The sequence below is a fragment of the Mesorhizobium sp. P2_F5 genome (assembly GCF_056403715.1).
On record NZ_JBFUEY010000003.1, the window covers coordinates 449,135 to 474,942 of the forward strand.

At 63.5% G+C, this 25,808-nt stretch carries 21 protein-coding genes; 4 read left to right on the forward strand and 17 right to left on the reverse strand.

The genetic code is table 11. The features are described from left to right. Nucleotides 1–8 precede the first annotated feature (8 nt). The gene (locus AC1DYO_RS06145; RefSeq protein ID WP_477261288.1) at nucleotides 9–479 is read left to right on the forward strand and encodes a DoxX family protein; all 471 of its coding nucleotides are present in this window, start codon (nucleotides 9–11) and stop codon (nucleotides 477–479) included. 112 nt (nucleotides 480–591) lie between these two features. On the opposite strand, the gene AC1DYO_RS06150 is transcribed toward AC1DYO_RS06145, so the two are convergent. After that, nucleotides 592–993, reverse strand: coding sequence for a hypothetical protein (locus AC1DYO_RS06150; RefSeq protein WP_477261290.1), 402 nt, complete (start codon nucleotides 991–993; stop codon nucleotides 592–594). A 2,229-nt stretch (nucleotides 994–3,222) separates the two neighbouring features. Between AC1DYO_RS06150 and AC1DYO_RS06155 the strand changes: the two genes are divergently transcribed. Then, entirely contained in the window at nucleotides 3,223–5,325 is a 2,103-nt protein-coding gene (locus tag AC1DYO_RS06155; protein ID WP_477261292.1) for an oxidoreductase, read from the forward strand. Between the two features lie 94 nt (nucleotides 5,326–5,419). Next, nucleotides 5,420–6,958, forward strand: a complete 1,539-nt coding sequence (locus AC1DYO_RS06160; protein ID WP_477261294.1) for a trimethylamine methyltransferase family protein — start codon at nucleotides 5,420–5,422, stop codon at nucleotides 6,956–6,958. Between the two features lie 208 nt (nucleotides 6,959–7,166). Here AC1DYO_RS06160 and AC1DYO_RS06165 read toward each other — a convergent pair whose 3' ends face one another. From AC1DYO_RS06165 to AC1DYO_RS06235, 15 genes are all read right to left on the reverse strand, one after another. After that, the gene (locus AC1DYO_RS06165) at nucleotides 7,167–7,847 is read right to left on the reverse strand and encodes a TetR/AcrR family transcriptional regulator (protein ID WP_477261296.1); all 681 of its coding nucleotides are present in this window, start codon (nucleotides 7,845–7,847) and stop codon (nucleotides 7,167–7,169) included. A gap of 43 nt (nucleotides 7,848–7,890) precedes the next feature. Further along, a complete protein-coding gene (locus AC1DYO_RS06170; RefSeq protein WP_477261298.1) occupies nucleotides 7,891–9,453 on the reverse strand; it encodes an ABC transporter substrate-binding protein in 1,563 nt (520 codons plus the stop codon). Nucleotide 9,454: 1 nt separating this feature from the next. Further along, on the reverse strand, nucleotides 9,455–10,483 hold the full coding sequence (locus AC1DYO_RS06175; RefSeq protein ID WP_477261300.1) for an oligopeptide/dipeptide ABC transporter ATP-binding protein: 1,029 nt from the start codon (nucleotides 10,481–10,483) through the stop codon (nucleotides 9,455–9,457). Further along, nucleotides 10,480–11,445 carry an ABC transporter ATP-binding protein gene (locus AC1DYO_RS06180; protein ID WP_477261302.1) on the reverse strand — a complete coding sequence of 322 codons (966 nt, stop codon included), beginning with the start codon at nucleotides 11,443–11,445 and terminating at the stop codon, nucleotides 10,480–10,482. The genes AC1DYO_RS06175 and AC1DYO_RS06180 overlap by 4 nt, the downstream gene beginning before the upstream one ends. Further along, nucleotides 11,442–12,329, reverse strand: a complete 888-nt coding sequence (locus AC1DYO_RS06185) for an ABC transporter permease (protein WP_477261304.1) — start codon at nucleotides 12,327–12,329, stop codon at nucleotides 11,442–11,444. The genes AC1DYO_RS06180 and AC1DYO_RS06185 overlap by 4 nt, the downstream gene beginning before the upstream one ends. Further along, nucleotides 12,313–13,263 carry an ABC transporter permease gene (locus AC1DYO_RS06190; protein ID WP_477261306.1) on the reverse strand — a complete coding sequence of 317 codons (951 nt, stop codon included), beginning with the start codon at nucleotides 13,261–13,263 and terminating at the stop codon, nucleotides 12,313–12,315. The genes AC1DYO_RS06185 and AC1DYO_RS06190 overlap by 17 nt, the downstream gene beginning before the upstream one ends. Nucleotides 13,264–13,281: 18 nt before the next feature. After that, nucleotides 13,282–15,291 carry a CocE/NonD family hydrolase gene (locus AC1DYO_RS06195; protein WP_477261308.1) on the reverse strand — a complete coding sequence of 670 codons (2,010 nt, stop codon included), beginning with the start codon at nucleotides 15,289–15,291 and terminating at the stop codon, nucleotides 13,282–13,284. Nucleotides 15,292–15,607: 316 nt separating this feature from the next. Then, nucleotides 15,608–17,458 (reverse strand): allophanate hydrolase, encoded by a 1,851-nt coding sequence (gene atzF, locus AC1DYO_RS06200; protein WP_477261310.1) that lies wholly within the window; start codon nucleotides 17,456–17,458, stop codon nucleotides 15,608–15,610. Continuing rightward, complete coding sequence (locus tag AC1DYO_RS06205; RefSeq protein WP_477261311.1) at nucleotides 17,455–17,805, reverse strand: cupin domain-containing protein; 351 nt, start codon at nucleotides 17,803–17,805, stop codon at nucleotides 17,455–17,457. The genes atzF and AC1DYO_RS06205 overlap by 4 nt, the downstream gene beginning before the upstream one ends. After that, on the reverse strand, nucleotides 17,798–18,466 hold the full coding sequence (locus tag AC1DYO_RS06210; RefSeq protein ID WP_477261313.1) for a cysteine hydrolase family protein: 669 nt from the start codon (nucleotides 18,464–18,466) through the stop codon (nucleotides 17,798–17,800). Before AC1DYO_RS06210 ends, AC1DYO_RS06205 begins: the two co-directional genes overlap by 8 nt. Then, complete coding sequence (locus tag AC1DYO_RS06215; RefSeq protein WP_477261315.1) at nucleotides 18,466–19,989, reverse strand: ABC transporter ATP-binding protein; 1,524 nt, start codon at nucleotides 19,987–19,989, stop codon at nucleotides 18,466–18,468. The genes AC1DYO_RS06210 and AC1DYO_RS06215 overlap by 1 nt, the downstream gene beginning before the upstream one ends. 10 nt (nucleotides 19,990–19,999) lie before the next feature. Further along, nucleotides 20,000–20,701 (reverse strand): biuret amidohydrolase, encoded by a 702-nt coding sequence (gene biuH, locus AC1DYO_RS06220; protein WP_477261317.1) that lies wholly within the window; start codon nucleotides 20,699–20,701, stop codon nucleotides 20,000–20,002. Between the two features lie 14 nt (nucleotides 20,702–20,715). Beyond that, a complete protein-coding gene (locus AC1DYO_RS06225; protein ID WP_477261319.1) occupies nucleotides 20,716–21,642 on the reverse strand; it encodes an ABC transporter permease in 927 nt (308 codons plus the stop codon). Next, complete coding sequence (locus AC1DYO_RS06230; RefSeq protein ID WP_477261321.1) at nucleotides 21,642–22,784, reverse strand: ABC transporter permease; 1,143 nt, start codon at nucleotides 22,782–22,784, stop codon at nucleotides 21,642–21,644. Before AC1DYO_RS06230 ends, AC1DYO_RS06225 begins: the two co-directional genes overlap by 1 nt. Nucleotides 22,785–22,801: 17 nt before the next feature. Continuing rightward, nucleotides 22,802–23,929: a BMP family ABC transporter substrate-binding protein gene (locus AC1DYO_RS06235; protein WP_477261323.1), complete on the reverse strand. Its 1,128-nt coding sequence runs from the start codon at nucleotides 23,927–23,929 to the stop codon at nucleotides 22,802–22,804. A gap of 323 nt (nucleotides 23,930–24,252) precedes the next feature. Between AC1DYO_RS06235 and AC1DYO_RS06240 the strand changes: the two genes are divergently transcribed. Then, a complete protein-coding gene (locus AC1DYO_RS06240; RefSeq protein ID WP_477261477.1) occupies nucleotides 24,253–24,912 on the forward strand; it encodes a GntR family transcriptional regulator in 660 nt (219 codons plus the stop codon). A 199-nt stretch (nucleotides 24,913–25,111) separates the two neighbouring features. Here AC1DYO_RS06240 and greA read toward each other — a convergent pair whose 3' ends face one another. Then, the gene (greA, locus tag AC1DYO_RS06245; RefSeq protein WP_477261325.1) at nucleotides 25,112–25,594 is read right to left on the reverse strand and encodes a transcription elongation factor GreA; all 483 of its coding nucleotides are present in this window, start codon (nucleotides 25,592–25,594) and stop codon (nucleotides 25,112–25,114) included. Between the last annotated feature and the right edge of the window lie 214 nt (nucleotides 25,595–25,808).

Consider the following 25,808-nt stretch of genomic DNA (forward strand, 5'->3'; position numbering starts at 1 on the left):
AGACGATCATGACTGCAATACCAGAATATTCCACGCCTCGCCCTGCCGGCCTTGTTGGTCTTTACCGGCGAGTGATCAAGTTGCCGGAGCGTATCCCATTTTCGCTGGTCCAGCTCGCAGCTCGAGTCGCGATTGCGCACGTCTTCTGGCAGTCCGCACAATCGAAGCTGGCGTCCTGGCCGGTGACGCTGCAGTTGTTCGCCAGCGAATACAATCTGCCGCTCATCGATCCGTCGATCGCGGCGCCGCTGGCGACAACGGCAGAGATCACAGGGGCGGTGCTGCTTTTCCTGGGACTGTTCTCGCGTCTCGGCGCGCTGATGCTGCTCGGCGTTGTTTCAGTGATCCAGATCTTCGTGTTCCCGGAGAACTGGGCCGAACACCTGCTGTGGGCATCGCTGTTGCTGCTCGTTCTGACGCGCGGCGCCGGCGTGTTTTCAATAGACCGTATCGCTGACAGGCTCTTTTCAGCGAGTTAGCTCGCACTGGAGGACGAACGGGTGTCCATTCGCGGCTAGATCGCTATCTCTGCCTTCAAGCATCGCCGACACGGAGGAACTGAAGATTAGCTACTGACGTCACCGGTTCGCCTCATCCCTTCCACATCGTGGATCGGAGAACGGCCTGCATATGCTCTGTGAGGTCGAGTTCACCGCGCGCCTCGGTCTCCAAAAGATATCGGGCCTTGGCCAGGCGATCTCCTTCCCTAACCGCAGCGTAGCTGCAGATGGCGAGCAGCGCCCTCTCCTCCTCCAGGCTGGCTCCGTCGGGGCCGCTGCTGCCCGCGCCTTTGTCATGGAGGGCTTTGCCGAACGCAGCATAAGCTGTTCTGTGCGCCTCAATCAGCGCTCGCAGTGTGTTGGACGGTTCTGGGTCTTTGCCCGGCGGCTCTGCGCCGAGTGCTGTTGCCGCTGCCGTCGATGCGACGACTGCGCTGCCGGAGTGGAAGAGCAATGCGCGGCGGTTGATCCTGGACGTGGCGAACTCTCCCATTTGCTTTGATGGCTATCAGCTCGGTGACGTAAACCATCAGAGCGTAACACGAGGGTTTGCGCATTCGTGTCAGGATGGCGAGGCGCATTGAGGCCAGCGGCTGGGCAATGCGCAGCGCCCGCATCTCGGAGAGGATGCCGCGCGCCATCTGCGAGCTCACGGTCAACCGGATCACGGAGTTTGCTCGGGGCCGGCCATGTAGTTCGCGATGATCCGGGATGCGATTGCTTCACGCGCTTCCTGTGATTGGCCTGCAAGACGAAGCTGCTCGAACACGCGTCCTAACAAATCCAGTTCGGCTGGCTTTAGAATGCCTGCCTCCGTCGCCCTCCGTCGGATCGGCATGGCTACCCGCCCGCAGCGTGACACGATCCTCGATCCGCTTGCCAGCCGTCGCGATGATCGCCACCTTGTCACCGATATTGATCTCCTCCGCCATGCATAGGATTCTGGCGCGGCCAACCGGTTCGTCAAGGGGTTGCTAATATATGCACGACAGCGAGCCGCCAGAGCTACTCTTCCTCGTCACCAAGATAGGCTACAACGCGACCGGAATCCCGGTACTTCGGAGCGTATCGCTCCAGTCCCAGGCTACTTAGCCAGTCCGCGATGTCCACGTACTTCTCCCAACCAAGCACCAAGGGTGCTGTGTGGGACCAAATCCCAAATTGGACGGGGAGTCGCCATACCCTCGGGAACCGAGCGAATGGCAGTTACGGGTCTAAATCCGGACATCATGCCGCCTGAGGCCCTTTACGGGGTCCAAAGCCGAACGGCCTCTAGTAAATTATCTCAAGGATCGCGCGTAACATGATGTGTAACATTACTGCCAAGAAATCCTTATTTTGCTTGGCTCTTGGTAAGAAATCGAATCCCGCTCTCTCCGCCAGTTATTCAATAAAACTGATAAAAATCGATTCGATAGAAAAGTGTTACGCTGAGACCCGCCTAAGGCCCGCCAATAGGTTGTCCCGCTTTGAAGTGCGGGGCCAAGCTGCTGAGGGAACCAACTTTTCCCTGTTGCGGGCTCAGGCACGGCTGGCATACTTTACCCTGCCCCACTGACTGCATTGAGGACACAAAGGATGGAGATAGGCCAACTTGTCCCCTGGAATATTTCCCGAACTAGTGATCGTCAGGCTGCCGCCCTCGAAACCCTCCAAACTGTAAGATTCCCATGCGCCGCTGAGGGGCTGATTGTCTTCTCGTAGTTTCAAATACCCGGTGCGACCGCAATCGCAAACCAGCTTTTCCCGCAATACAGTTGAGAGCACTTAGGTCAGCCTTCCGACGATGCTGCGAACAGGCTCGATGCTACCATGGACTTTGGTATGCAGGTTTCCCGCACTGCCCAAGCTACAGGCGTATTAGCGATAGCTCAACTAAGACTGAAGTCCCCTAGGCCCTCTCTCGAAGGTCGGCTTCCACTCGCGATTGCTCCTGCTGCCTGTATCATTTTAATACAATCCCCAATTGCTAGACTCGCGCGGCGCACCGGCAGTTAGTGAATCTCCGCCGTGCCAAAGGAGGGAAACGCCGCACGGACTGGGGAGGAAACGATGGCGGTGCAAAAGGGAGACTACCGAACGAATAGAGCCGACTATGTGATTGCTGCGAAGCGTAGCCAAGCGACCACTGACGACGGCGCTCGAGCCGAGCTACTGGAAATAAAAGAGAAGTCCCTTTGGCTGAAAGATCAACGATCCGCCAGATTGTCCGCACACCCGGCGGAAAGCTCGCCAGGACCGAAAGGCCGACCGCGCGGTTAAATTAGCTGAATATATCGCCCCTGCAGGATTGCGGAACGCATGGGACGGAAGGGGCGCGTCACAAGTCTGTTTTTCCAATAAGCCGGCCCCACGATGCCAATTGCAGCCTTCGCTCAAGGCGAAGTATCGGTCGAACGAGGGTTGCTTCAATTAGCATGCGCTGAAATAGTTCCGAATAAATAATTCTGCGGCAAATCCCGAAGCGGTCGCAAGGGGTTCGATAGAAAACTGTTACGCACAGACCCACCTTAAGGCCCGCCAATTTGTTCCAACGTTGGCACTGATAACAGTTTCGACCCCAGGCCTAGTGCAATCTTTTTCGGTCTGTCGAGTGCACGTCTCACCTATGGTTCGCAGCCACTCTTAACAAGGAGGTGCTTCCCGCCGGCCATTGCGTTCTGCCCATCGAACGAATATGCTTGTTGTACGATCGTTCAACAAGCATATTTGCGAAGCCCCGATGCCGTGTAATCCCAGCTATGAAATCCTGTTCGAGCCGATGCGGATCGGGCCGGTCACTGCGCCGAACCGCTTCTACCAGGTGCCGCACGCAAGCGGCATGACCAACGCGCTGCCGCGCGTTCGCGCCGCCTTTCGCGAGGCCAAGGCCGAGGGCGGATGGGGCGTGATCTGCACCGGCGCCTGTTCGATCGATCCGAGCTCGGACGATTCACCACTGCCTTTCGCCACCCTGTGGGATGACAACGACATCCGCGCGCATGCGCTGATGACGGAGGCCGTGCATCGGCATGGCTCGCTTGCCGGCGTGGAACTGTGGCATGGCGGCGCATCCGTCATGAACAGGACGAGCCGCCTGCCGCCGCTGTCGCCATCGGGAATTCCGTGGATGGCCACCCATGTCGGCTTCATGGGCAATTTGCGGCCGAAGACCATGGACAAGGCCGACATCCGCGAGGTGCTTAGATGCCAGGCCGAAGCGGCGCGCAAGGCGCGCACGGCCGGCTTTGACGTCGTCTATGTCTATGCCGGCATGGGCTATCTCGGCTACGAGTTCCTGCTGCCGGAATACAATCATCGCACCGACTGTTATGGCGGACCGATCGAGAACCGGGTGCGCTTCGTGCGCGAGATGATCGAGGTCACCAAGGATGCCGTCGGCCAGGACTGCGGCGTCGCCTTGCGCGTCAGCCTTGAGGAACTGCGCGGCAGACCCGGCCGCAACCAGCCCTCGGAAGCGCACGAGCTGGTCGGACTGCTCGCCGACCTGCCGGACCTGTTCGACGTCAAGATGGATTCCAGCCCGACCGACTGTTCGGCGTCGCGCTTCACCGGCGAAGGCAGCCACGAGCCGGTGATTGATTTCGTCAAATCGCTGACCAAAAAGCCGGTGGTCGGCGTCGGCCGCTTCACCTCGCCCGACACGATGGTGTCGCAGATCAAGCGCGGCGTGCTCGACTTCATAGGCGGAGCGCGGCCGTCGATCGCCGACCCCTTCCTGCCGGCCAAGATCCGCGAGGGCCGCGAGGCCGAAATCCGCGAATGCATCGGCTGCAACATCTGCATTTCGAGCTGGCATGACGGCGTGCCGGTGCGCTGCACCCAGAACCCGACCGCCGGCGAGGAATGGCGTCGCGGCTGGCACCCCGAACGTGTCGAGCGCGCCGACAATCCTGAGCGCATCCTGATTGTCGGCGGCGGGCCGGCGGGGCTCGAATGCGCGCTGACGCTCGGCCGTCGCGGCCATGAGGTGACGCTCGCCGACAGCGGCCGTACCTTCGGCGGACGTCTGGCCTTCGAAAAGACGCTGCCCGGCCTGTCGGCCTGGAACCGCGTCGTCGACTACCGCCTCGGGCGCCTCAACGAGATGAGCAACGTCTCGCTCTATCCGGAGAGTGTCTTGGGCGCCGACGAGATCATCGAGCTGGCGCCGGACCGCGTGGTGCTGGCGACCGGCGCGCGCTGGACCGACATGCTCTATTCCTCGCTGGAGATTCCGGTCGGCCGGCTCGACCGTCCCGGTGTGTTCACGCCCGACGACATCGCTGCTGGCCGCCTCCCGCAAGGGCCAACGCTGGTCTTCGATTTCGACAATTATTACATGGGCGGCGTGCTGACCGAGCATCTGGCCGCACAAGGCATTCCGGTCAGCTATGTCACACCCGCCGGCCAGGCCTCCGCCTGGACGATCATGACCAACGAATTGCCGCTGGTGCACCGGGCGCTGGCCCGGCGCAAAGTGCCGGTGACGACGCTGCATCTCTTGAAATCCTTCGACGGCGAGACGGCAACGCTGGCGCATCTGTTCACCGGTGAGGAGGCCCGAATGGCCTGCCGCTCGGTGCTGATCGTCGGGCTGAGATTGCCGCGCGGCGAGCTGTTCGAGGCGCTGACGCTACGGGCGGACGCGCTGGCGGCTGCCGGCATCCGCAATGTCGATCGTATCGGCGACACGCTGGCCCCGGGCGCCATCGCGCATGCGGTGCATAGCGGCCACAAGCTTGCTCAGGAGATCGGCACAAAAATCCGCTGGCAGCCTTACCGCCGCGACACGCCGATTGTCGATCAAGTGGCGGACTTCGACATGCGGACGGCAGCCGAATAGAGCAATTCCAGGAAAACGCGTGAAGCGGTTTTCCCGGGAAAAGCTCATAGCGCTTTCCCTAGGGAATTGCGTCAAACAGGGAGTTCTAGAGGCCATGGAGCGCATCACGGCACGTCGCAGACCCGGCCGCCCGCAGCGCGAGATCGGCGGTATCGAACAGCGGCCGTGGAAGCAGCTGACGCGGCCCTATGCGCCGATCGAGATCCTGTCGGCCGACCAGGTGCAGACAATCCACGAAATGGGCCTGACCATCCTCGAGGAGATCGGCATGCGCGTGCTGCAGTCGCAGGCACGCCAGTTCTATCGCACTGCAGGCTGCGATGTCGACGAAGGCGAGATGCGGGTGCGCTTCGACCGCGCCATGGTCATGGAGCGCGTCGCCATGGCGCCGTCCTCGTTCGAACTGCGGGCTCGCAATCCGGCGAAGAACGTCAAGGTCGGCGGGAAACACTGCATCCTGTCGTCGGTCGGCGGGCCGGCCTATGTCATGGACAACGATCGCGGCCGCAGGCCAGGCACCTATGCCGAGATGTGCGACTATCTCAAACTCATCCAGTCGTTCAACGTGCTGCATCAGGAAGGCGGCGGGCCGTTCGAGCCGCTCGACCTGCACCAGAACACGCGCCATCTCGACCTCTACTATGCCGAGATCACTTTGCTCGACAAGAACTGGCAGCCGCAGGCGCTTGGCCGCGGACGCGCCATCGACGCGCTGGAAATGGTGGCGATATCGCTCGGCACGACGCGCGAAAACCTGGCGCAGGAGATGCCGGTATTCACCGGCATCATCAACACCAACTCGCCGCTGCAGCTCGATGAGCCGATGGCCGAAGGGTTGATCGCGCTGGCCGAACATGGCCAGGTCAATGTCATCACGCCGTTCACGCTGGCCGGCGCGATGAGCCCGGTGACGCTGGCCGGCGCGCTGTCGCAGCAGCATGCCGAGGCGATGGCCGGCATCGTGTTGACGCAGATCGTGCGTCCCGGCGTACCGGTGATGTATGGCGGCTTCACCTCCAATGTCGACATGAAGACCGGCGCGCCGGCTTTCGGTACGCCCGAATACACACAAGCCGCGCAGATCACCGGTCAGCTCTGCCGGCTGATCGGCGTGCCGTTTCGCTCCAGCAATGTCACCGCCGCCAATTCGGTCGACGCGCAGGCGGCCTATGAGAGCGCCATGTCGTTGTGGGGCTGCCTGATGGGCGGCGCAAACCTGGTGTTGCATGCGGCCGGCTGGCTCGGCGGCGGGCTGACGGCATCATTCGAGAAACTGGTCATTGATGCCGAGATGCTGCAGATGATGTGCGCCTATTTCGACCCGCCGGTGGTCGACATCGATACGTTGGCGCTGGAAGCGGTGCGCGAGGTCGGCCCGGCTGGGCATTTCTTCGGCGCCGCGCACACGATGCAGCGCTATGAGCGGGCGTTCTATTCGCCGCTGGTGTCCAACTGGGACAATTACGATACCTGGATGGAGCGCGGCCAGGTGACGGCGCGCGAACGCGCCAACGTCGTCTGGAAGCGCATGGTCGCCGAGTATGAGCAGCCGCCGATCGATCCCGGCATCGACGAAGCCCTGCGCGACTATATGGAAAGGCGGAAACGCGAGGGTGGCTCGCCGCTGAATTGAGGGGGCGAGCCAATTTGAGGTTAGCGCCAAGACACCCCCCTCTGTCCTGCCGGACATCTCCCCCTCAAGGGGGGAGATTAGCAGCTCCGCTGAAGGCGCTTCTGCTTCAGCGTTGATGATTGGCGAAGGCCGAGGTGACATCCGATCTCCCCCCTTGAGGGGGAGATGCCCGGCAGGGCAGAGGGGGGTGCAGCGCCAACCTGAAATGTTATCCGCCCCGCAGCGGCCCGACCTGCGCCTCGAGCATCTCAAAACCCGCAGCCTCGGCCCCCTGCGGCGTCAGCACGCTTTCATCGAGGCACCATTCGAGCCAGAGTCCGTCGACGAGGGCTATGAAATTGCGCGCCAGCGTCGGGGCGTCGACTTGCCTGCCGCGCGGCACGGCGACTGCGGCGATGTCCTCGGCGAGTTCCACCCGGTAGGCATCATAGAGTTCGCGGTGCGCCGCCTTGAGCCGCGGGTTGACGGCAATTTCCCCCCACAGCGACAGCCAGATCAGAAGATTGTCACGGCTGAAATAATCGGGCGAAAAATTGGAATGCACCAGGGCAGCGAGCGCTGCCTGTGGCGACCAATCGGACGTCTCGGCGCGCCGCCGCTTGGCTTCGGCGATCTGGTTGTTGACGCTGGCGTAAAGCGAGGATTTGTAGACCTCGACCAGCAAGCCATCGAGGCCTTCGAAGTGATGGTTGATGAGGCCGCGCGAGACGCCGGCCTCCTTGCAGATGCGATCGATGGTGAAGGCGCCGATGCCGCCGACCGACAGGCAGCGCGTCGCCGCCTCGATCAGCATGGAGCGGCGCACGTCAGCCTGTTCGCGGCTGAAGCGCGGCGGCGATTTCTTGGCGCCGCGCTTGCGTTTTTCAGGTGCTGGTCCTGTTTCCGTCATGGCTCCAGCTAATCGATCGTGGCTTTTCTGTCCACGGAGCGATTCATACCTTCTTCTTGAACAAGACCGGATTGGGGTGGCCGTCGGGATAGATGACCGGCTCGAAACCGGCCTTGTGGATGACGACCAGCGGCTGGTGGCAAATGAAGACGAAGCCGCCCGACTGTTCCATCAGGTCCTCCATGCGGTTGGACAATGCGATGCGCTTGGCCTCCTCGCTTTCCGCCACCAGCTGCTGGTAGCTGGTCTCGAACTCCGCGCTGTCGAAGCCGGACCAGTTGTAGACGCCGATCTGGTCGGGGCGGAACCAGACCAGGTTTTCGGAAGGGTCGACGCCGCCGGCGAAATCCATCAGCGCCAGATCGATGTTCTTGTAGCCGTCGCCTTGCGTCTTGTCGCCGACGCCCCAGAACGCGGCCTCGTCATAGGGCTGGATCTCGACCTTGATGCCGGCCTGTTCGAGGCTGGCCTGGATGATCTGCGCGGTCGCGGCACGGATGGAATCGTTCATCACCGTCAGGGTCAACGACAGATCGCTGACGCCGGCCTCCGCCAGCAGCGCGGCGGATTTCGCGTAGTCCGGTGCGGCGATCAGATTGCCGGCCCGCGCGAATTTGGTCCCGGGCTGGACGACGCCGGTGGAGCGCTTGGTGAGATCGTCATAGACGCCGGTCAAGATCTGCCCGACATCGACGCCGTACTGCACGGCCTGGCGGACCTTCAAATCCTTGAGCCGGGGGCTCAGCATGTTGATGGTGAGCCAGACGTAGCGGGTCGACTGCGCTTCGATCACCTCGGTATTGGCGGGCGGGCTGGCCTTGACCGCCTTGGTCGCCGAAATGGCGATCTTGGTGTAGTCGAAGGCGTCGGCCTCATAGGCCAGTTGTGCTGCCTGATCGTCGGCGACGATGTAGATCTCGACCTTGCCGAAATCCGGCTTCGGTCCCGGCCAGTCAGGATTGGCGGTGAGCGTCACCTTCTGCTTCTGCTGCCAGTCCGAGAAGAGATAGGGGCCGCAGGTCGCCGGCGGCTCCGTGGTGAACTTGCCGCCTGCCTTTTCGGTGCCGGCGCGGCTGATGATGTGGCCACCATAGTAGGGCAGGCTGGTGACGAAGATCGGCTGGTAGGGGTCCTTGAGATGGATGATGCCGGATCTGCCATCGACAATCTCGACGCGGTCGAGCTTTTCGAACTGGTAGGCCCAGGGCGACGACAGCTTCGGATCGGCAATACGCTCATACGAGAATTTCACGTCTTCGGCGGTGACAGGGCCAAAACCGTTCGACCATTTCAGCCCGTCGATCAGCGTGAACGCAATGGTTTTCGGATCCTGCAGCTCAAGCTTCTCCGCACCCCAAAGCGACCATGGCGAACCTTCCCTGAGATCGCCAAGCCGGTTCAGCGAAACGTAAATGCCGCGCATCATCACATCCTCGATGCCGCCGATCATGAAGGCGGGATCGAGCGTTTGAAGATCGCCCTCCATTCGGATGCGCAGTGTGTCGCCGACGGCCGACCAGGCGAAACCAGGCTTCATCGTCAGGCCAACGCCCAGCGCGCCGGCCGCCTTCAGGAATGCACGTCTGTCCATGTTCCATTGCGTCATGTCAGTTTCCCCTTTGGTTTGCGGAAGCGCGTGAGAAGGCTTCCCGTTCTTGCCCGCCTGTCTCCAGCGGGAAATGGCAGCGCACCATCCGGTCAGCGCCCATCGGCCGATAGGTCGGTGCCTCGGTCTTGCAACGATCGCGGGCGATCGGGCAGCGCGTGTGGAACTCACAGCCCGAGGGCCGGCGGAACACACTTGGTATCTCGCCAGTGACGGCCGGGTTTCGGCTACGTCGGCGTGGGTCGGGTATCGGCTCGGACTGGATCAGCGTGGCGGTATAGGGATGCATTGGCTCCGAGAACACGTCCTGCGTCGGTCCGGTCTCGACCAGCCGGCCGAGATACATGATGGCCAGCCGATCGCTGACATGGCGGATCATTGCCAGATTGTGGGTGACGATCATGGCGGCGAAACCGAGTTCGCGCTTCAATTCGCCGATCAGGTTGAGCACATCGCCCTGCACCGACACATCGAGGCCGGCGGTCGGCTCGTCTGCAAGCAGCAGATGCGGCTTCATCGCCAGCGCCCGGGCAACGCCGACGCGGCGCGCCTGCCCGCCGGACAGCTCGTGCGGGAAGCGGTCGACGAAGGAGGCCGGCAGCCCGACCAGCGCCAGCAGCGTTTTTGCCGCGGCGCGGCGGTCCGACATCGGCAGCCCTTGGATGACCTGCGGCTCGGTCAGCAGCGTGCCGATGCGCAGGCGCGGGCTGAGCGACGCCACCGGATCCTGGAACATCATCGCCGAACGCCTTCGCATGGCGCGGAAATCGGCCGTCGTCTGCACGTCCCTGCCCTCGAAGACGATGCGGCCGGCCGCCGCGCGCACAAGGCCAAGAATGGTGCGGGCAAGCGTGGTCTTGCCGGAACCGGACTCGCCGACCAGCCCAAGCGTCTCGCCCGGCATCAGCGACAGCGTCACGCCGTCGATGACGTTGAAGCTCGGCAACGGAAACGGGTTGATCAGGCGGTTGAGCAAGCCGCTGCGGGCGAAGGTCACCGACAGATCGTCGATGGCGAGCAGCGGGCTCATGGCGTCACCGCGTGGCAGCGCGCCATATGCGAGGCGGACAGTTTCACCCGTGGCGGTGCGACGCTGCCGCATGGCGCGAAGGCGCGGTCGCAGCGCGGCGCGTAGACGCATCCGGATGGCGGCTGGGTCAGATTGGGCAATGAGCCTGGAATGGTCGGCAGCCTGTCCAGCCGCTCTTGGAAGCGGGCTGGATCGCAGGCGAGCAATGCCTGTGTGTAGGGATGCCTGGCGTCGTGGAAGATCACGTCGACCTCGCCGTCCTCGACCACCTCGCCGGCATACATGACATAGACCCGGTCGCAGAGCTCGGCGATGACGCCGAGATGGTGCGAGACGACGATGACGATGCCGTTGTATTCGCGCCGCAGTTCGCGCAGCAGATGGATGATCTGCGCCTCCATGGTGACATCGAGCGCCGTCGTCGGCTCGTCGGCGATGAGCAGGCCGGGATCGGTCAACAATGCCGCCGCGATGGCCACGCGCTGGCGCATGCCGCCGGAGAGTTCGTGCGGGTAGCAGTCCATCCGCCGTTCCGCATCCGCGATGCCGACGCGACCGAGCATGGCGGCGATGCGCGCGCGTTTCTGCGCCCGGCCGAGATCCTTACGGTGGTGCTGGAAGTCGACGAGCTGGTCGCCGATGGTCAGCACCGGGTTGAAGGCGGTCATTGGATCCTGGCTGACCAGCGCGATCTCGTCGCCACGCAGCAGGCGCTGGCGGTGCGCGTCGAGCTTGGCCAGGTCGACGCCGTTGTAGCTGATCGACCCGTCGATACGGGCGTTGGCCGGCAGCAGGTTTGCCAGGGCGGTGACCAGCGTGGACTTGCCGCAGCCGCTCTCGCCGACGATGCCGATCACTTCGCCCGGATGCGCCTCGATGTCGACATGGCGCAACGCGTGCACGCTGCCATGCGGCGTCTCGTAGCGGACGCTGAGATCCCTGGCAGCAAGCGAGCCACTCATGCCGGCCTCCGCAACTGCAGGCGCGGGTCGAAATAGTCGCGCAGGCCTTCGCCAAGGAAGGTGAAGCCGAGTGTCGCGAGCACCAGCGGCAGCCCCCCGAAGATGACCATGAAGGGAGCCGAGCGGATGCTGGTGTAGCCGTCATAGAGGATCGAACCCCAGGACGGCGTCGGCAGCCGCACACCGAGGCCGAGGAAGCTGAGACCGGCCTCGACCATGATGACGACAGGAATGTCCATCGACAGAAGAATGATCAGCGGGCCGACGACATTGGGCAGAAGGTGGATGAAGATGATGCGCGCTGGGCTGGCATCGAGAAGGCGCTCGGCGAGGATGTAGTCACTGTTCTTCAGCGCCAGCGTCTGAGCCCGGATCAGCCTGGCATAGCTCGGGAACGAGGTCGCGGCGATGACGATGATCAGCGTGCCGGTGCCGGCGCCGAGTACGGTGATGACGGCGAGCGCGAACATGATCATCGGCAGCGAATTCAGGCTGTCGAACGTCAGCACCAGAATGGCGTCGAGCCAGCGCGGCCCGTAGCCGGCGACCAGCCCGAGCAGCAGGCCGATGGCGCCGGCGATGGCCACCGACACCATGGCGATGGTCAGCGCGGTGCGCGCGCCATAAATGACGCGCGACAGGAGATCGCGGCCGAGATGATCGGTGCCGAACCAGTGTTCGGCCGATGGCGGCTGCAGCTTGTGCAGCACATCGATCTTGAGCGGCGAATACGGCGCCAGCCACGGCGCGAAGACGGCGGTGACGAGGAACCCGGCAACCAGGATCAGCGCGACGCAGGTGAACGGATCGGCAAGCAGTGCGCGCAGCAGCGGAAACCGTTGTCGAGCCGGCGTGGATAAAGAGGCCTCAGCCACGGAAGACATCACGCACCCTCGGATCGAGCCGCGCAATCAGCAGATCGGCTGCGATGGTGATGGAGACGTAGATGGCGGTCATGATCAGCACGGTGCCCATGACCACCGGATAGTTGCGGGTGTTGACGGCGTCGGTGATCAACTTGCCGATGCCGGGCCGGGCAAACACCGCCTCGACGAAGACGGCGCTGGACAGGATGCTGCCGAGGCCGACGGCGACCAGCGAGATGGTCGGGATGATGGCGATGCGCAGCGCGTATTTGGAGACGATCTTCCACTCCGGCAAACCAAAGGAGCGCGCGGTGCGGATGTGCGGTTCGCCCATCACCTCCATCATCGAGGCGCGCACCATGCGGGCGATGTAGCCGATCCAGCCGAGCGCGATTGCCGCCGCCGGCATGACCAGCGCCTTGGCCTGGCTGACGAAGTCACCGGCCTCGCCGGCGCCGATGGCCGGCAGCCAGCGCAGCGTGACGGCGAAGAGCAGCAGTGAATAGATGGCGACGACAAAGGACGGCACGGCGATGACGCCGACCGAGAGCACGCCGATGACGGCATCGGCTGCCGTGCCGCGCCGCATCACCGACAGGCAGCCGAGCGGCACGCCGATGAGGAGCGCGACGGTGAGCGCAGTCAGGCCGAGGATCAGCGTGTTTGGCAACGCCTCCATGACCAGGGTCGAGACCGGCCGGTTCGACCAGACGTCATAGCCGAGATTGCCGGTCAGCGCGTTGCGGAAGAATTCGACGATCTGCCACCAGACCGGCTGGTCGAGGCCCATGCGCTCGATCAGCAGCCGCTTCAGTTCCGGTGTAGCGCGCGGACCAAGCGCCACGCTCGCCGGATCCCCCGGCACCAGGAAGACGGCCGCATACATGGCGATCATGACAAGGATGAGGATCAGGAGGCCGAGACCGATGCGCTTCACTGCGTATGCAAGCATGGCCTCCCTTCCCTCTCCTCAGGCGAAATCGCGCCTGATGCGCCGGCTTGCCGAGGCGCTGTGGACGAGCGTGCCCCGCTCTCGCGCCTCAAGCCGCCAACTCAAATTGAAATGCGTTTCATCAGCTGTTAGCTCGGTCACCGCCACCGCCTCGGTGTCGGCATCGGCGCTGGCGATGGCCCAGCGGTATTCGGTGACGAGTTTTGCCGACAGCGGATCGTCACTGCTGATGCTCATCGTATCGCTGTTGGCCGAGGACACGGTGATGCCGCGATCGTCATAGCGCCGGCGGCCGTGGTCGGAGGTCAGCGCTATGGTCTGCACGCCGGAGCCGACGTCGTCGGTGACGATGCGGCGATCGAAGCCCTCGTCCAGTGTCGTGGTGGGAACCGGCGGAGCGGTTTCGGCTGGCTCGAAACGGACGTCGCGGTCGCGCGATGACGGCGAGCGGACCGGAAGCATCACCGTGCTGTCGCCGGTCGCAACCAAGAGCGTCGACAGCTTCGGCTGTGGCCACAGGATCGGCCAATGCTGGTTGGCCAGCGCCAGCCGGATGCGGTGGCCCGTCGGCACGGTGCGGGCGAAATCATTGAGCTTGAGCCGCACGCGGAACGGTGTCCCGACCGGGCACGGCGTCGGATGCTCATGGCTGTCGCGATGGCTGAGATTGAGCACGCCATAGGTCATCAGCGCCGAGGTGCCGTCGGGATAGACGTCGCAGAGCCGGGCGGCAAGATTGACATGCGGCTGGTCGACGCTGACGAGCAGATCCAGTTCCGGCGCGCCGAGCAAAGTCAGGTCGTCATCCAGCGGCGGCGTGTCGAAGCACAGCGCCATTCCGTCCTCACGGCGCTGGTCGATCGGCATGTCCGGACAGGAGCCGCCATAGCCGCCCCAGCGGCCGCAGTCACGGCCGGCGGTGGCGGGCGAGCATACCGAGAGCGTGGAACCCGGCGCCGATTCCCTGCCCAGCCCGGCGGCGTTCAGGTGCAAGGTGCGGCGCTCGATGCGCGGCGACGGCCACTGGTCCTCGGCGGCCCAGCAGCCGGCATGGTCGGGGAGATAAAAAGGTTGCGGCCGCTCCTCGCCGGTGATCCAGACACGGTAGAGCGGCTCGTCCATGATGCCGGTGTCTTCGCCGCAGAGCCAGTGACGCCACCAGCGCAGCGCCTCTTGCAGATAACCGATCAGCGGTCCCGGCGCGCCACGGCAGGGATAGGCATGCGACCACGGACCGACAATGCCAAGTTTTGGGCCCGGCAAATGTTCAAGCAGGCGTGGGACAAAATTGGAGTAGCTGTCCTCCCAGCCGCAGACGGCCATGACGGCGCATTCGATCGCGGAATGGTCTTCGCAGACCGACCCCTGCCGCCAATAGTCGTCGCGGCGCTGATGCGCCAGCCATGTTTCCGACAGCGAACTGGTGGCCGTCAGGCGGCTGGCCCACATGGCACGCCAAGCGTCGCCGACGATCTGCGGATCGGGCGCCATCGCCTTCTTCACCAGCATGAAGTTCGACCACATCTCCTGCTCGGTCAGCAGCGCGCCGCCCATATGGTGGATGTCGTCGGCATAGCGGTCGTCGGTGGCGCAATTGGTGATGATGGCCTTCAAGGCCGGCGGCCGGCGTGCCGCGACCTGCAGCGCGTTGAAGCCGCCCCAGGAAATGCCGGTCATGCCGACATTGCCGTTGCACCAGGGCAGTGCTGCGAGATGGGCAAGGATCTCGCAGGCATCTTGCTGTTCGCGCGGCAAGTATTCGTCGGCCAGATCACCATCGGAATCGCCGGAGCCCCTGATATCGATGCGGGCGCAAGCGATGCCATGGCCGGCGAGCCAGGGATGGATGTCGATGTCGCGCGCCACGGTGCCGTCACGGCGGCGATAGGGAACCATTTCGACGACGACAGACACCTTGGCATCAGTGCGCGGGCGCCACAGAGTGGCGGCTATGCGCGTGCCGTCAGCCAGCGTGATCCAGAGCGGATCGACGGTTTCGACGGCAAAGGGGAACTCGGTTCGTACCACGGCAGGTACTCGTTAAATCGCCTTGTTGAACGTTCGTACAACAAGGCGATTTAAGGCGCAATCCCGCTTTGCGCTTTTTAATCCTGACAGCGAACAAACCCGTCTATCTGCAGAAAGGGAGGATCTTCATAAAACGCGACGCGCGGCATGTGTTCAGACCTCACAATCCTCCTCGGCATCGACCGCGCCCGTTTGCACGAGCCTCTGACTAGCCGCTGATCAAGTGTCTGAAATGCGCCTCATATTGGTCGTTCAGGTCAGCCTCGCCGTTTCCTGAAAACAGACGTCCGAATCCCGAATTTTAGTGTTCACTCGATTACATCGGGTGCACGGCGGGCTTTTTTTTCTGCGGTTCAGATTGACCAGCAATATCTTGGGCGCGTCCAATAAAACTGCGCCAGCCACCATGGGCAGAGATATCAGATGCGCCTGCGAGGCCGGCGGTCTCGACCAGAAATCCTTTTGCCGACGTACGATCGTCGAGTTCGATCGTGCCTATGCCAAGCGGAGCCGGGACGGCGGCGACGAAGCGTCCGAAGGCATCCGGATCAAGCCGCCAGACCTCAACATCTATCTGCATGCCGTCGCCGGCGACGCGCACGAGGCCAGGCTTGGGTACGGATTGGCCGGCAAGTGCGTAGAGCCGGTAGGAAGGCGTTGTCTTTGCACTCCTCGAGAATCGGGCGCCAAGCTCAAGCAACTGGCCATTGAGCGGCATGCCCGAAAGATGCGCGCCGACAACCACCAGATCGATCATCGCGTCCGGCGCGCATTCTCCAAGCCGCGACTGGCCCGGCTGCGGCCAGCCGGTCGCGCCAAGCGGCAGGCCGCTTGCGGCATGGATGTCGCGCGCGAGTGCCGCCGTCAGCCAATCCTTGCCCGCGGTGCCGAGCAAGGTCACGCTCATCGGCAGCCCGTCGAGGCGCTTGCCGGTCGGCACGGCGATGCCGCACATGTCCAGCAAATTGACGAAATTGGTATAGGTGCCGAGCCGGCTGTTGGTGGTGATCGGATCGGCGAGCACTGCATCAAGCGCATAATGCGTCGGCGCCGTCGGCACGCAGAACAGGTCGACCGAAGCCATGACCGACGCGAGCTTGGCCTTGTAGGCCTGAAGCGCATAGAGGCCCTTGAAGGCGTCCGCCGCCGAGAGAGTGCGCGCGCCGCCGATGATCTTGCGCGTTACCGGGTGCAGGGCCGCCTCGTTGGCGTCCATGAAGTCGTGGATCGCCGCATAGCGTTCGGCCACCCAGGCGCCCTCGTAGAGAAGGTTGGCGGTGGCGTAAAAATCGGCGAACGGGATTTCGACCAGCCGGCAGCCGAGCGTCTCCAGGAGACCAAGGGCCGCCTCAAAGCCAGCCTGCATCGAGGCGTCGCCGAAGAATTTGAGATCCGCCTCCGCCGGCACGCCGACGCTCAGCAATGGTGGGCGTGCGGCAAGCGTCGGCGCCTTGATCGCACGCGAATAGGCGTCGGCCGGGTCCTTGGCCGCCGCCACGCCGTACACTGCGTAGGCGTCGTCGACGGTGAGCGCGAACACCGAGACGCAGTCGAGCGTGCGACAGGCCGGCACGACCCCGGCGGCGGAGAGCGCGCCGACGGTCGGCTTCAGCCCGACGATGTTGTTGAGGCCGGCGGGGATGCGGCCGGACCCCGCCGTGTCGGTACCGAGCGCGAACGAGACGATGCCGCGCGCCGTCGCGACAGCAGACCCCGACGAGGACCCGCCCGGCACCAGGCTGGCATCGACGGCGTTCCTCGGGATCGGGTAGGGCGTGCGCACCCCGACAAGGCCGGTGGCGAACTGGTCGAGATTGGTCTTGCCGACCACCAGCGCGCCAGCGGCCTTCAGCCGGGCAACCACGGTGGCGTCCTTGTCGGGCACATAGGCATATTCGGCGCAGGCGGCGGTCGTCGGCATTCCGGCAACATCGATGTTGTCCTTCACCGCGAACGGCACGCCCCACAGCGGCTTGTTGATCGGATCGAACGGCCCGAGCGCTTGCGCCTGCGCCAGCATGTGCGCCTTGTCGGCGAGGTGGATGAAGATGCCGGGATCGTCAGCCGCCGCGATGCGGGCATGCACGGCATCGATCATGGCAACGACAGTGACACCGCTGGCATAGGCCGCGTGCAAACTGCCGATGTCGAAGCGGATCTCGTTCATGTGGCTTCTCCCAGAATGATCACCGGCAGGTCCCACTGGATCAGCACCACGCAGCCATCCTTCGTCCACACCGAATGCTCGGTCCCGACCGGATTCAGGATGACGCTGCCCGAGGGATAGTCGCCATTCTCGTCGCTCTGCGTGCCCTCGAGCACAACGATGGTTTCCAGCCCAACATGGCGGTGGCGCGGCACGCCGGCGCCGGCCCGGTAGTCGAGGATCGCCACCGACGGCTCAACCGGTCCGCCCTTGAGCAGCCAGTGCACGGTGATGCCCTCACGAAAAGGCTCGAACGCCAGGTCGCGCCAGCCGCCATCGACGAGGCCGGCAAAACTCAGATTAGCCATTGGCAAGTCCCTGCAGCACCTGGTCGGTGGTCGCCGTCCAGCCGACAATGGCGCCCTGCGCGCGGATCATGGCGATGGCCGCCGCCTTGAATTCGGGGAAATAGCTTTCCGTCGCATCCTCGGCGAGCAGGCATTCATAACCGCGATCATTGGCCTCGCGCATCGTCGTCTGCACGCAGACCTCGGTGGTGACGCCGGCAAAAACCAGTTGCTGGGCGCCGAGCCTCTTCAGTTCATCACTAAGCCTGGTGGCATAGAAGGCGCCCTTGCCGGGCTTCTCGATGACGATCTCGCCAGGCAGGGGGGCAAGCTCGTCGAGGATCGCCGTGCCCGGCTCGCCGGCGATCAGCACGCGACCCATCGGACCGGAATCGCCGATGCGGATCCACGGATTGCCGCGATTGCGCTTGGCCGGCGGCAAGTCGGAGAGGTCGGGCTTGTGGCACTCCATGGTGTGGATCACCGGCAAGCCGGCAGCGCGAAAGCCTTCGATCAGTCGCTTCACCGTCGGCACGATCGCGGTCACCCGGCTGACGTCGTTGCCGAGGCTGGCACCGAARCCGCCGGGCTCGRCGAARTCGCGCTGCATGTCGATGACSACCAGCGCCATGGTCTGCGGGTTGAAGGTGAAGGAAAACGGCTGCGCGTCGATTTCAGCCATCAATGATGTCCCGCCATATGCTCGCCGATGGTCTGCACGCTCGCTTGCGCGATCGGCGTCTCGTAGACCAGCGCGCCATCCGACATGACGAAGATGCGGTCCGACAATTCCAAGAGTTCGTCGAGGTCTTCCGACATTAGCAGCACGGCCGCACCGGCATTGCGCGCCTTCATGATGCGGGCGCGGATTTCGGCAACCGCCGAGAAATCGAGGCCGAAGCAGGGGTTGGAGACGATCAGCAGATCGACCTCGCCGGTCAGCTCACGCGCCAGCACCGCGCGCTGCACATTGCCGCCCGACAGCGAGGCGATGGGCGACGACAGCGAGGCGGTCTTGACCTTGAATTGCTCGACCAGCCTGGCACTGAAGGCGCGGATGGCGCTGGTGCTGATCCAGCTCACCGGCCTGCCGTTGCCGTCCATGTCGAAGGTACGGAAGGAGATGTTCTCGGCCACCGTCATTTTCGGCGCACAGGCATTCTTCAGCGGTTCCTCGGGAATGAGCCGCACATTGAGCGCGCGCGCCTCGGCCCGCGTCGCCGCATAGGCGGCCCCGCGCACCAGCACCTCGCCGGCGTCGCGCGGGCGCTGGCCGGCCAGCACTTCCAGAAATTCCTTCTGACCGTTGCCGGAAATGCCGGCGATGCCGACGATCTCACCTGAACGCACGCCCAGATCCTCGATGCGGATCGACTTCAAACCGGTTCGGTCCGGCGCCTTCAGCGATTTGACCTTGAGCACGATCTCGGCGTCTGACCTTGGCGCGGCACGGCTGTCGAGCGCGGCGATCGGCTGGTCGCCGATCATCATCGCCGCCATCGCCTTGTGGTCGAGATCGGCGACGCGGCCGGTTCCCGTGAGCTTGCCCTTGCGCAGCACGCTGACATCGTCGGCGAATGCCGTGACCTCGTGGAATTTGTGCGAGATCATCAGCACGGTGAGGTCGCCCGCCTTGGTCATGTCGCGCACCAGGCCCAGCACCTCCTGCGCCTCGCCGAGCGTCAGCACCGAGGTCGGCTCGTCCAGCACCAGGAAGGAGCGGCCGAGATAGAGCTGCCTGATGATCTCAAGCTTCTGCTTCTCGCCGGCCGCTAGCTCCGCCACCTTGACGTCGAGCGGCAGCTTGAACGGCATGCGCTCCATGAACTCGGCAAGGTCGCCACGCTCCTTGCGCCAGTCGATGATGCCGGGAACCTTTTCGCGCGAGATGACGAGGTTCTCCGCCCCCGTCAGCGACGGCACGAGTGTAAAATGCTGGTAGACCATGCCAAGCCCAAGCGCCGAGGCGTCGCGCGGACTGGCGATCGCCACCTCCCGGCCGTCGACCAGCATGTCGCCGGAGGTCGGATGATAAAAACCCATCATGCATTTGACCAGCGTCGACTTGCCGGCGCCGTTCTCGCCGAGCAGCGCGTGGAACGAACCCGCCGGCACCTTCACCGACACGGCGTCCAGCGCCGTGAAGCCGCCGAAGCGCATGGTCATGCCGATGGTTTCGACGCCGACCGCTTTCCTGCCACTCATCGCGGCCTCCTCACGGCAGCTGCGCAACGAGCGCCTTCGAATTCGACACCGTGCCGAAGACGCCGCCCTGCATCTTGATCATCTTGATCGCCGCCAGATGGTTGCCGTGGTCGGTCGCCCCGCAGCAATCCTCCAGCATCATGCATTCATAGCCGCGGTCATTGGCCTCGCGCATGGTGGTGTGCACGCAGACATCAGTGGTGATGCCGGTCAGCACGATGTTCTCGATGCCGCGCTGGTTGAGGATCAGCTCCAGGTCGGTGGCGCAGAACGAGCCCTTGCCAGGCTTGTCGATGATCGGCTCGCCCTCGATCGGGTAGAGGTCGGGGATGATGTCCCAGCCCGGCTCGCCACGCACCAGGATGCGCCCGCACGGACCGGGATCGCCGATCCCGGCATTGATGCGCCGTGAGCGCCAGCGCTTGTTGGCCGGCAGGTCGGCAAGATCGGGCCGGTGCCCCTCGCGTGTGTGGATGATTGTGTAGCCCTTGGCCCGCATCGCTGAGAGCACCGATTTGATCGGCTCGATCGGTGCCCGCACCAGCGACAAATCGTAGCCCATATGGTCGACATAGCCGCCCGGTCCGCAGAAATCGGTCTGCATGTCGATAATGATCAGCGCCGTGTTGTCGGGCCTGAGATCGCCATTGTAAGGCCACGCATAAGGCTCGGCGTCGATCGTGCGCTGGGTGATTTCGGCTCTGGCGTTCACGGGTAAAACTCCAGTCATTTGGTGATCGACAATTCGCCCGGCGCACCCGCAAGCGAGCGTGTCGGCGACGAAGTGGCAATCATGATGATGAGGGTAAGGATGTAGGGCGCGGCGTAGAACAGATAGTAGCCTTGCGTGACGCCGACCGATTGCAGCGCGGGGCCTAGCGCACCGGCGCCACCGAACAGAAGTGCCGCGGCAAAGCAGCCGAGCGGGTTCCAGCGCGCGAAGATGACCAGCGCCACCGCCATCAGACCCTGGCCCGACGAAATACGTTCGGTCCAGCTGCCGGGATAATAGAGCGACAGATATGCGCCGCCGATCCCCGCCAGCGCGCCGCCGACGCCGGTGGCAAGCAGCCGCACCGTGTCGGGGTTGAGGCCCATGGCGCGCGCGGCATCGGAACTGTCGCCGACGACGCGCACAATCAGCCCGGCGCGCGTATTGCGGAATGCCCACCACAGAATGACTGACAGCACCGCGCCGATCAGGAACAGCACGTTGACGTCGAGCGCCGCCTGCACCTGCGGAGTATCGGACCAGCCGCCAAAGGGAATGGCCGGCAGATTGGGCGCCTTTGGCTTGATGAACGGCTTGCCAAAGAAGAAGGCGAGGCCCGAACCGAACAGCATCAGTGCGATGCCTATGGCGATGTCGTTAACCCTGGGGAATTTGCAGATCCAGCCATGGAACAGCCCGAAGCAGAGGCCGGCGAAGGCCGCGGCGAGCAGGCCAAGCCACGGCGAACCGGTCATCACCGCCACCGCATAGGCGGTCATGGCGCCGAAGACGAGCGTGCCTTCAAGCCCCAGATTGATGCGGCCGGACCGCTCGGTGATCGCCTCGCCCAGCGAGACGAAGATGAAGGGCGTCGACACACGGATGGCGCCGCCCAGTATGGCCAGCGGCACGCCCCAGAGGCCGATCTCGGTCGCATCCATCAGGCAGTCCCCCGCACGAGATCGGGCCGCTTCCAAAGATCAGGATTGAAGGCTTTGAAGCGGCCATAGAAGGTTTCGCTGAGCAGGATGATGATGAAGATCATGCCTTGCAGCACCAGCACGGTGGCGTCGGGCAGGTCCATGCGGCGCTGGATCAGTCCACCCGAGGCATCGATGCCGCCAAGCAGGATGGCGACCGGAATGATGGCCAGTGGATTATGGCGGGCAAGGAAGGCGACGAGGATGCCGGTGTAGCCGTAGCCGGCCGCGAGCGAGGCGTTGGCGCTGCCCTGCACCGCCGCGACTTCCAGCATGCCGGCAAGCCCGGCAAAGCCGCCGGCTAGTGCGGTAAAGCCGACGATCAAGGGGCCGACAGCCAGTCCCTGCACTTGCGCTGCCCGCACATTGCCGCCGGCGATGCGCGCGGCAAACCCCCAGCGGGTCTTTTCAATGAGCACCCAGGATATGATGCAGGCGAGGACGCCGACGACCAGCCCCCAATGCACATCCATGCCCGGAATGTTGCCGATGCGGTAGATATCCGCCAGCGGCTGGGTCGACGGCTTGTTGAGCGAGGCCGGATCGCGCAGCGGCCCTTCCACCAGCTGGTTCATCAGCGCGATGGCGATATAGGCCAGCAGCAGGCTGGAGATGGTTTCATTGACAGCCCTGTAGTGGCGTAGCGCGCCGACGGCACCGATCCAGATGCCGCCGGCGGCCATGCCCGCCACGCCCATGGCAAGAATGACAATGAAGGAAGGCGCGCCGCTGAGCGCCACGCCGATGGCAGCGGCTCCGACTCCGCCAAGCACGATGGCGCCCTCGCCGCCGATGACGACGAGGCCGAGCCGCGCCGGCAGCGCCACGCAGAGCGCCGCCAGAAGCAGCGGTGCGGCCCGCGACAGCGAATTCTGCACCGAGAACCAGGAGCCGAAGCCGCCCCGCCACATGGTCTCGTAGAGCAGGATCGGCGACTTGCCGACAGCCAGGATGAACAGGCTGAACAGGGCCATGCCGACGATCAGCGCCGCGAGCGGGATGACAAAGGCCTCCGCCCGCCGCGCAATCCATTCCAGTGCCGGCGGATATCCCCTGGCGCCGAACAGTGCCGGCATGCCGGATCCTGCCACCGTGTCCACCATCGCCCGCTCCCCTTACATCACGCGGTCGAGCCGACGACGCCCTCGACAAGATAGTCCATGCTCTCGAGTTCTATGGCGGTCTCGACGAAGGCCTGGCCTTCGGTGGCGACGACGACGCCCTTGTTGCTCTTCAGCGGACCCTTGATGACGGCAAAGCCGCCCTTCATCATCTCGGCCAGCGTGGCATCGAATTGCTTGCGCGCCGGCTCGCCGACGGCGGGGCCGAGCGGGCTCATCTTGACGAAGCCGTCGGCCAGGCCGCCGCGGGTGAAGTTGGGCAGCGGCGTACCCGCCGTAAGGTCGTCGACGAACGTTTTGTAGACCTTGGCCCAGTTCCATTCGGCGCCGGTGAGATATTTTTCAGGCGCGAGCGGACTCTGGTTGGCGTGATAGCCACAGACGAACGCTCCACGCCCGGCGGCTGTCTCGACCACAACTTTCGGACTGTCGACATGGCAGGTGATGACGTCGGCGCCCTGATCGACCAGAGCGTTGGTGGCTTCCGCTTCCTTGACCGCCAGCGACCATTCGCCGGTGAAGATGACCTGGCAGGTGATGGTCGGGTCGACCGAGCGCGCACCGAGCAGGAAGGAGTTGATGTTGAGCAGCACCTGCGGGATCGGCTTGGCGGCGACGAAGCCGAGCTTCTTGGTCTTCGAGGTGTGGCCGGCGACGACGCCGTTGAGATACTGGCCCATGCCGATATAGCCGAAATAGGAGCCGGCATTCATCGGATGCTTGGCCTTGTCCCACATGCCGCCGCAGTGGCGGAACTGCACGTCAGGGAACTTCTTGCACATGGCCAGCATGTGGGGATCGAAATAACCGAACGAGGTCGGGAAGATCAGCGAGGCACCGTCGAGATTGATCATCGATTCCATCGTCTTCTGGACATCGACCGTCTCGGGCACATTCTCCTCCTCGACAACGGTGATGTCCTCGATGCCCTTCAGCGCCGCCGCACCTTCGGCATGCGCCTGGTTGTAGCCATAGTCATCCTTCGGTCCGACATAGATGAAGCCGACCGTGGCGGCCGCGGCGAAGGCCCTGCTGACTGGAAAGGCTGCCGAGGCAAGACCAAGTGCTGCTCCTGTGGCAGAGGTCTTGAGCAGCTGGCGGCGGTTAAGCATGAATCTGTCGGTCATCTCTTATGCTCCCCTGTAGGACCCTTTTCCGGATCGGTTAACGCCTTCTCAGGAAAGTGCATGCAATCAATGTGCCAGTTCCAAAATTGTAATTTATTCAATAAAATCAGTGGAAACGCCGATGACGCCTGCACAAGCGAAAGGCAATTGCATACACTTTTTGCCTTGGAAATAGTCAGTTTGACATGTAGATTAAAATAGAGGCATAGAGTGAGGCGACCCGAGTCGGGACTGGCCCGCGAGCCAACCCTGCAAAAAGACTGGACGGAGGAGACGTGTCGGGAAAGCGCAGGTTGATCAGGTCGGGCACGACGGTCGATCAGATGGTGAGGGCGATCGGCGACCGCATCGTCACCGGCTTCCTGCGTCCCGGCGAAAAGCTCGACGAAGCATCGCTGGCCGCCCGCTTCGACGTCTCACGCACGCCGGTGCGCGAGGCGCTCGGCCATCTCAGCGCCATGGGTCTGGTCGAAAGGCGTCCCAATCGGGGTGCCATCGTCGCGGTGGTGACGCAGGAACATCTCGCCTCGATGTTCGAAAGCATGGCCGAACTGGAGGCGATCTGCGCCCGCTTTTCCGCCGAGCGCATGACCAGCATCGAGCGCCGCGCGCTCGAGATCGAGCATCAGGGCTCGGCGCGGCTGGTGCAGCTGGGCGCCGAGGAGGATTATGAATACTTCAACACCGAGTTCCATAGCCGGCTCTACCGGGGCGCCCACAACACGCATATTTACGAAATGACGGTGATGACGCGCGGCCGCCTGGCACCCTTCCGCCGGGCGCAATTCATGCTGCCGGGGCGGCTCGCCAAATCCTGGCAGGAGCACGATGCCATTGTCACCGCAATCATGCGTGGCGACGGCAATGCCGCTGGCAAGGCTGCCAAGGATCACGTCTCGATCGTCAGCGAAGCGAGCGCTGTGTTTGCCGTTGGCGAACAGACGAAGCACGCTAGTACGACAATGCCGCTTGTCGCCACCTGAAAAAGCAAAGTTCCAAACGACCGGAGGCCAAAGTCTGCTTTGTCAGCCGGAGACCCTCGCACCGAGCGGAACGTCCGCTATGCTCTTCGCACCCCAGAATCTGCCTGTCCGTTATCGGCCATTGGTCCTGAGTTGCCGCCTTGCAACCACCATGTTGCGCCCACGGCAATTCGGTCGTGCGCCTTCCCCCGATGTCCAACTAAGAGATGGACAGGATCTCGAGTTCGCGCTGGCCCAGATGGACAATATCTCCAACGGTTTTGCCAATCAGCGCGATGGCAACCGGTGAACCATGCGATATGGAAGCTTGAGACGGGTTGGCCTCATCCTCACCGACGATGCGGAAGGTCTGAGTGCGGCCATCATCACGCTCGAAGGTAACGGTGTGACCGAAGGTGATCACTTCATTGGACGTCGGCACAGACATAAGCTGAGCCGTACGGACGCGTTCGGTATAATAGCGCATATCTCGAACCGGAACCGCCGACTGCCGCCGCCTTTCGTTGACATCTTCCAGCATGTTAGCGGCCTCGAGCGCTTGCTGGGCGCGAGCCAGTTCATCCTGCAGCATCTTAAGCCCCGCCTCAGTGACGAGGTTGATCCGATCGGAGATAGGCCGAGCCGGCAATATGGTTTCCGCCGCTGCCTCGGCGCTTTCCTCCTTGGCAAATGCTACGCTCAATTGGTCAAAACTCCCTGTCGAACACCGTCATTAATCAGATAACGTAGGGCTGACGGTAAAGCTGCAACAATCTGGGCTGTGAACTCTGGATCGGGCGACGGGAGCCGTGGCTGATGAACCTGCCATGGGCCGAGCAGTATCTGCACGATAGCGACTCTCGCACCATCGACGCTCCGCCGATCGAACCTGACACTCCAGCACCGGCGCAGCAATC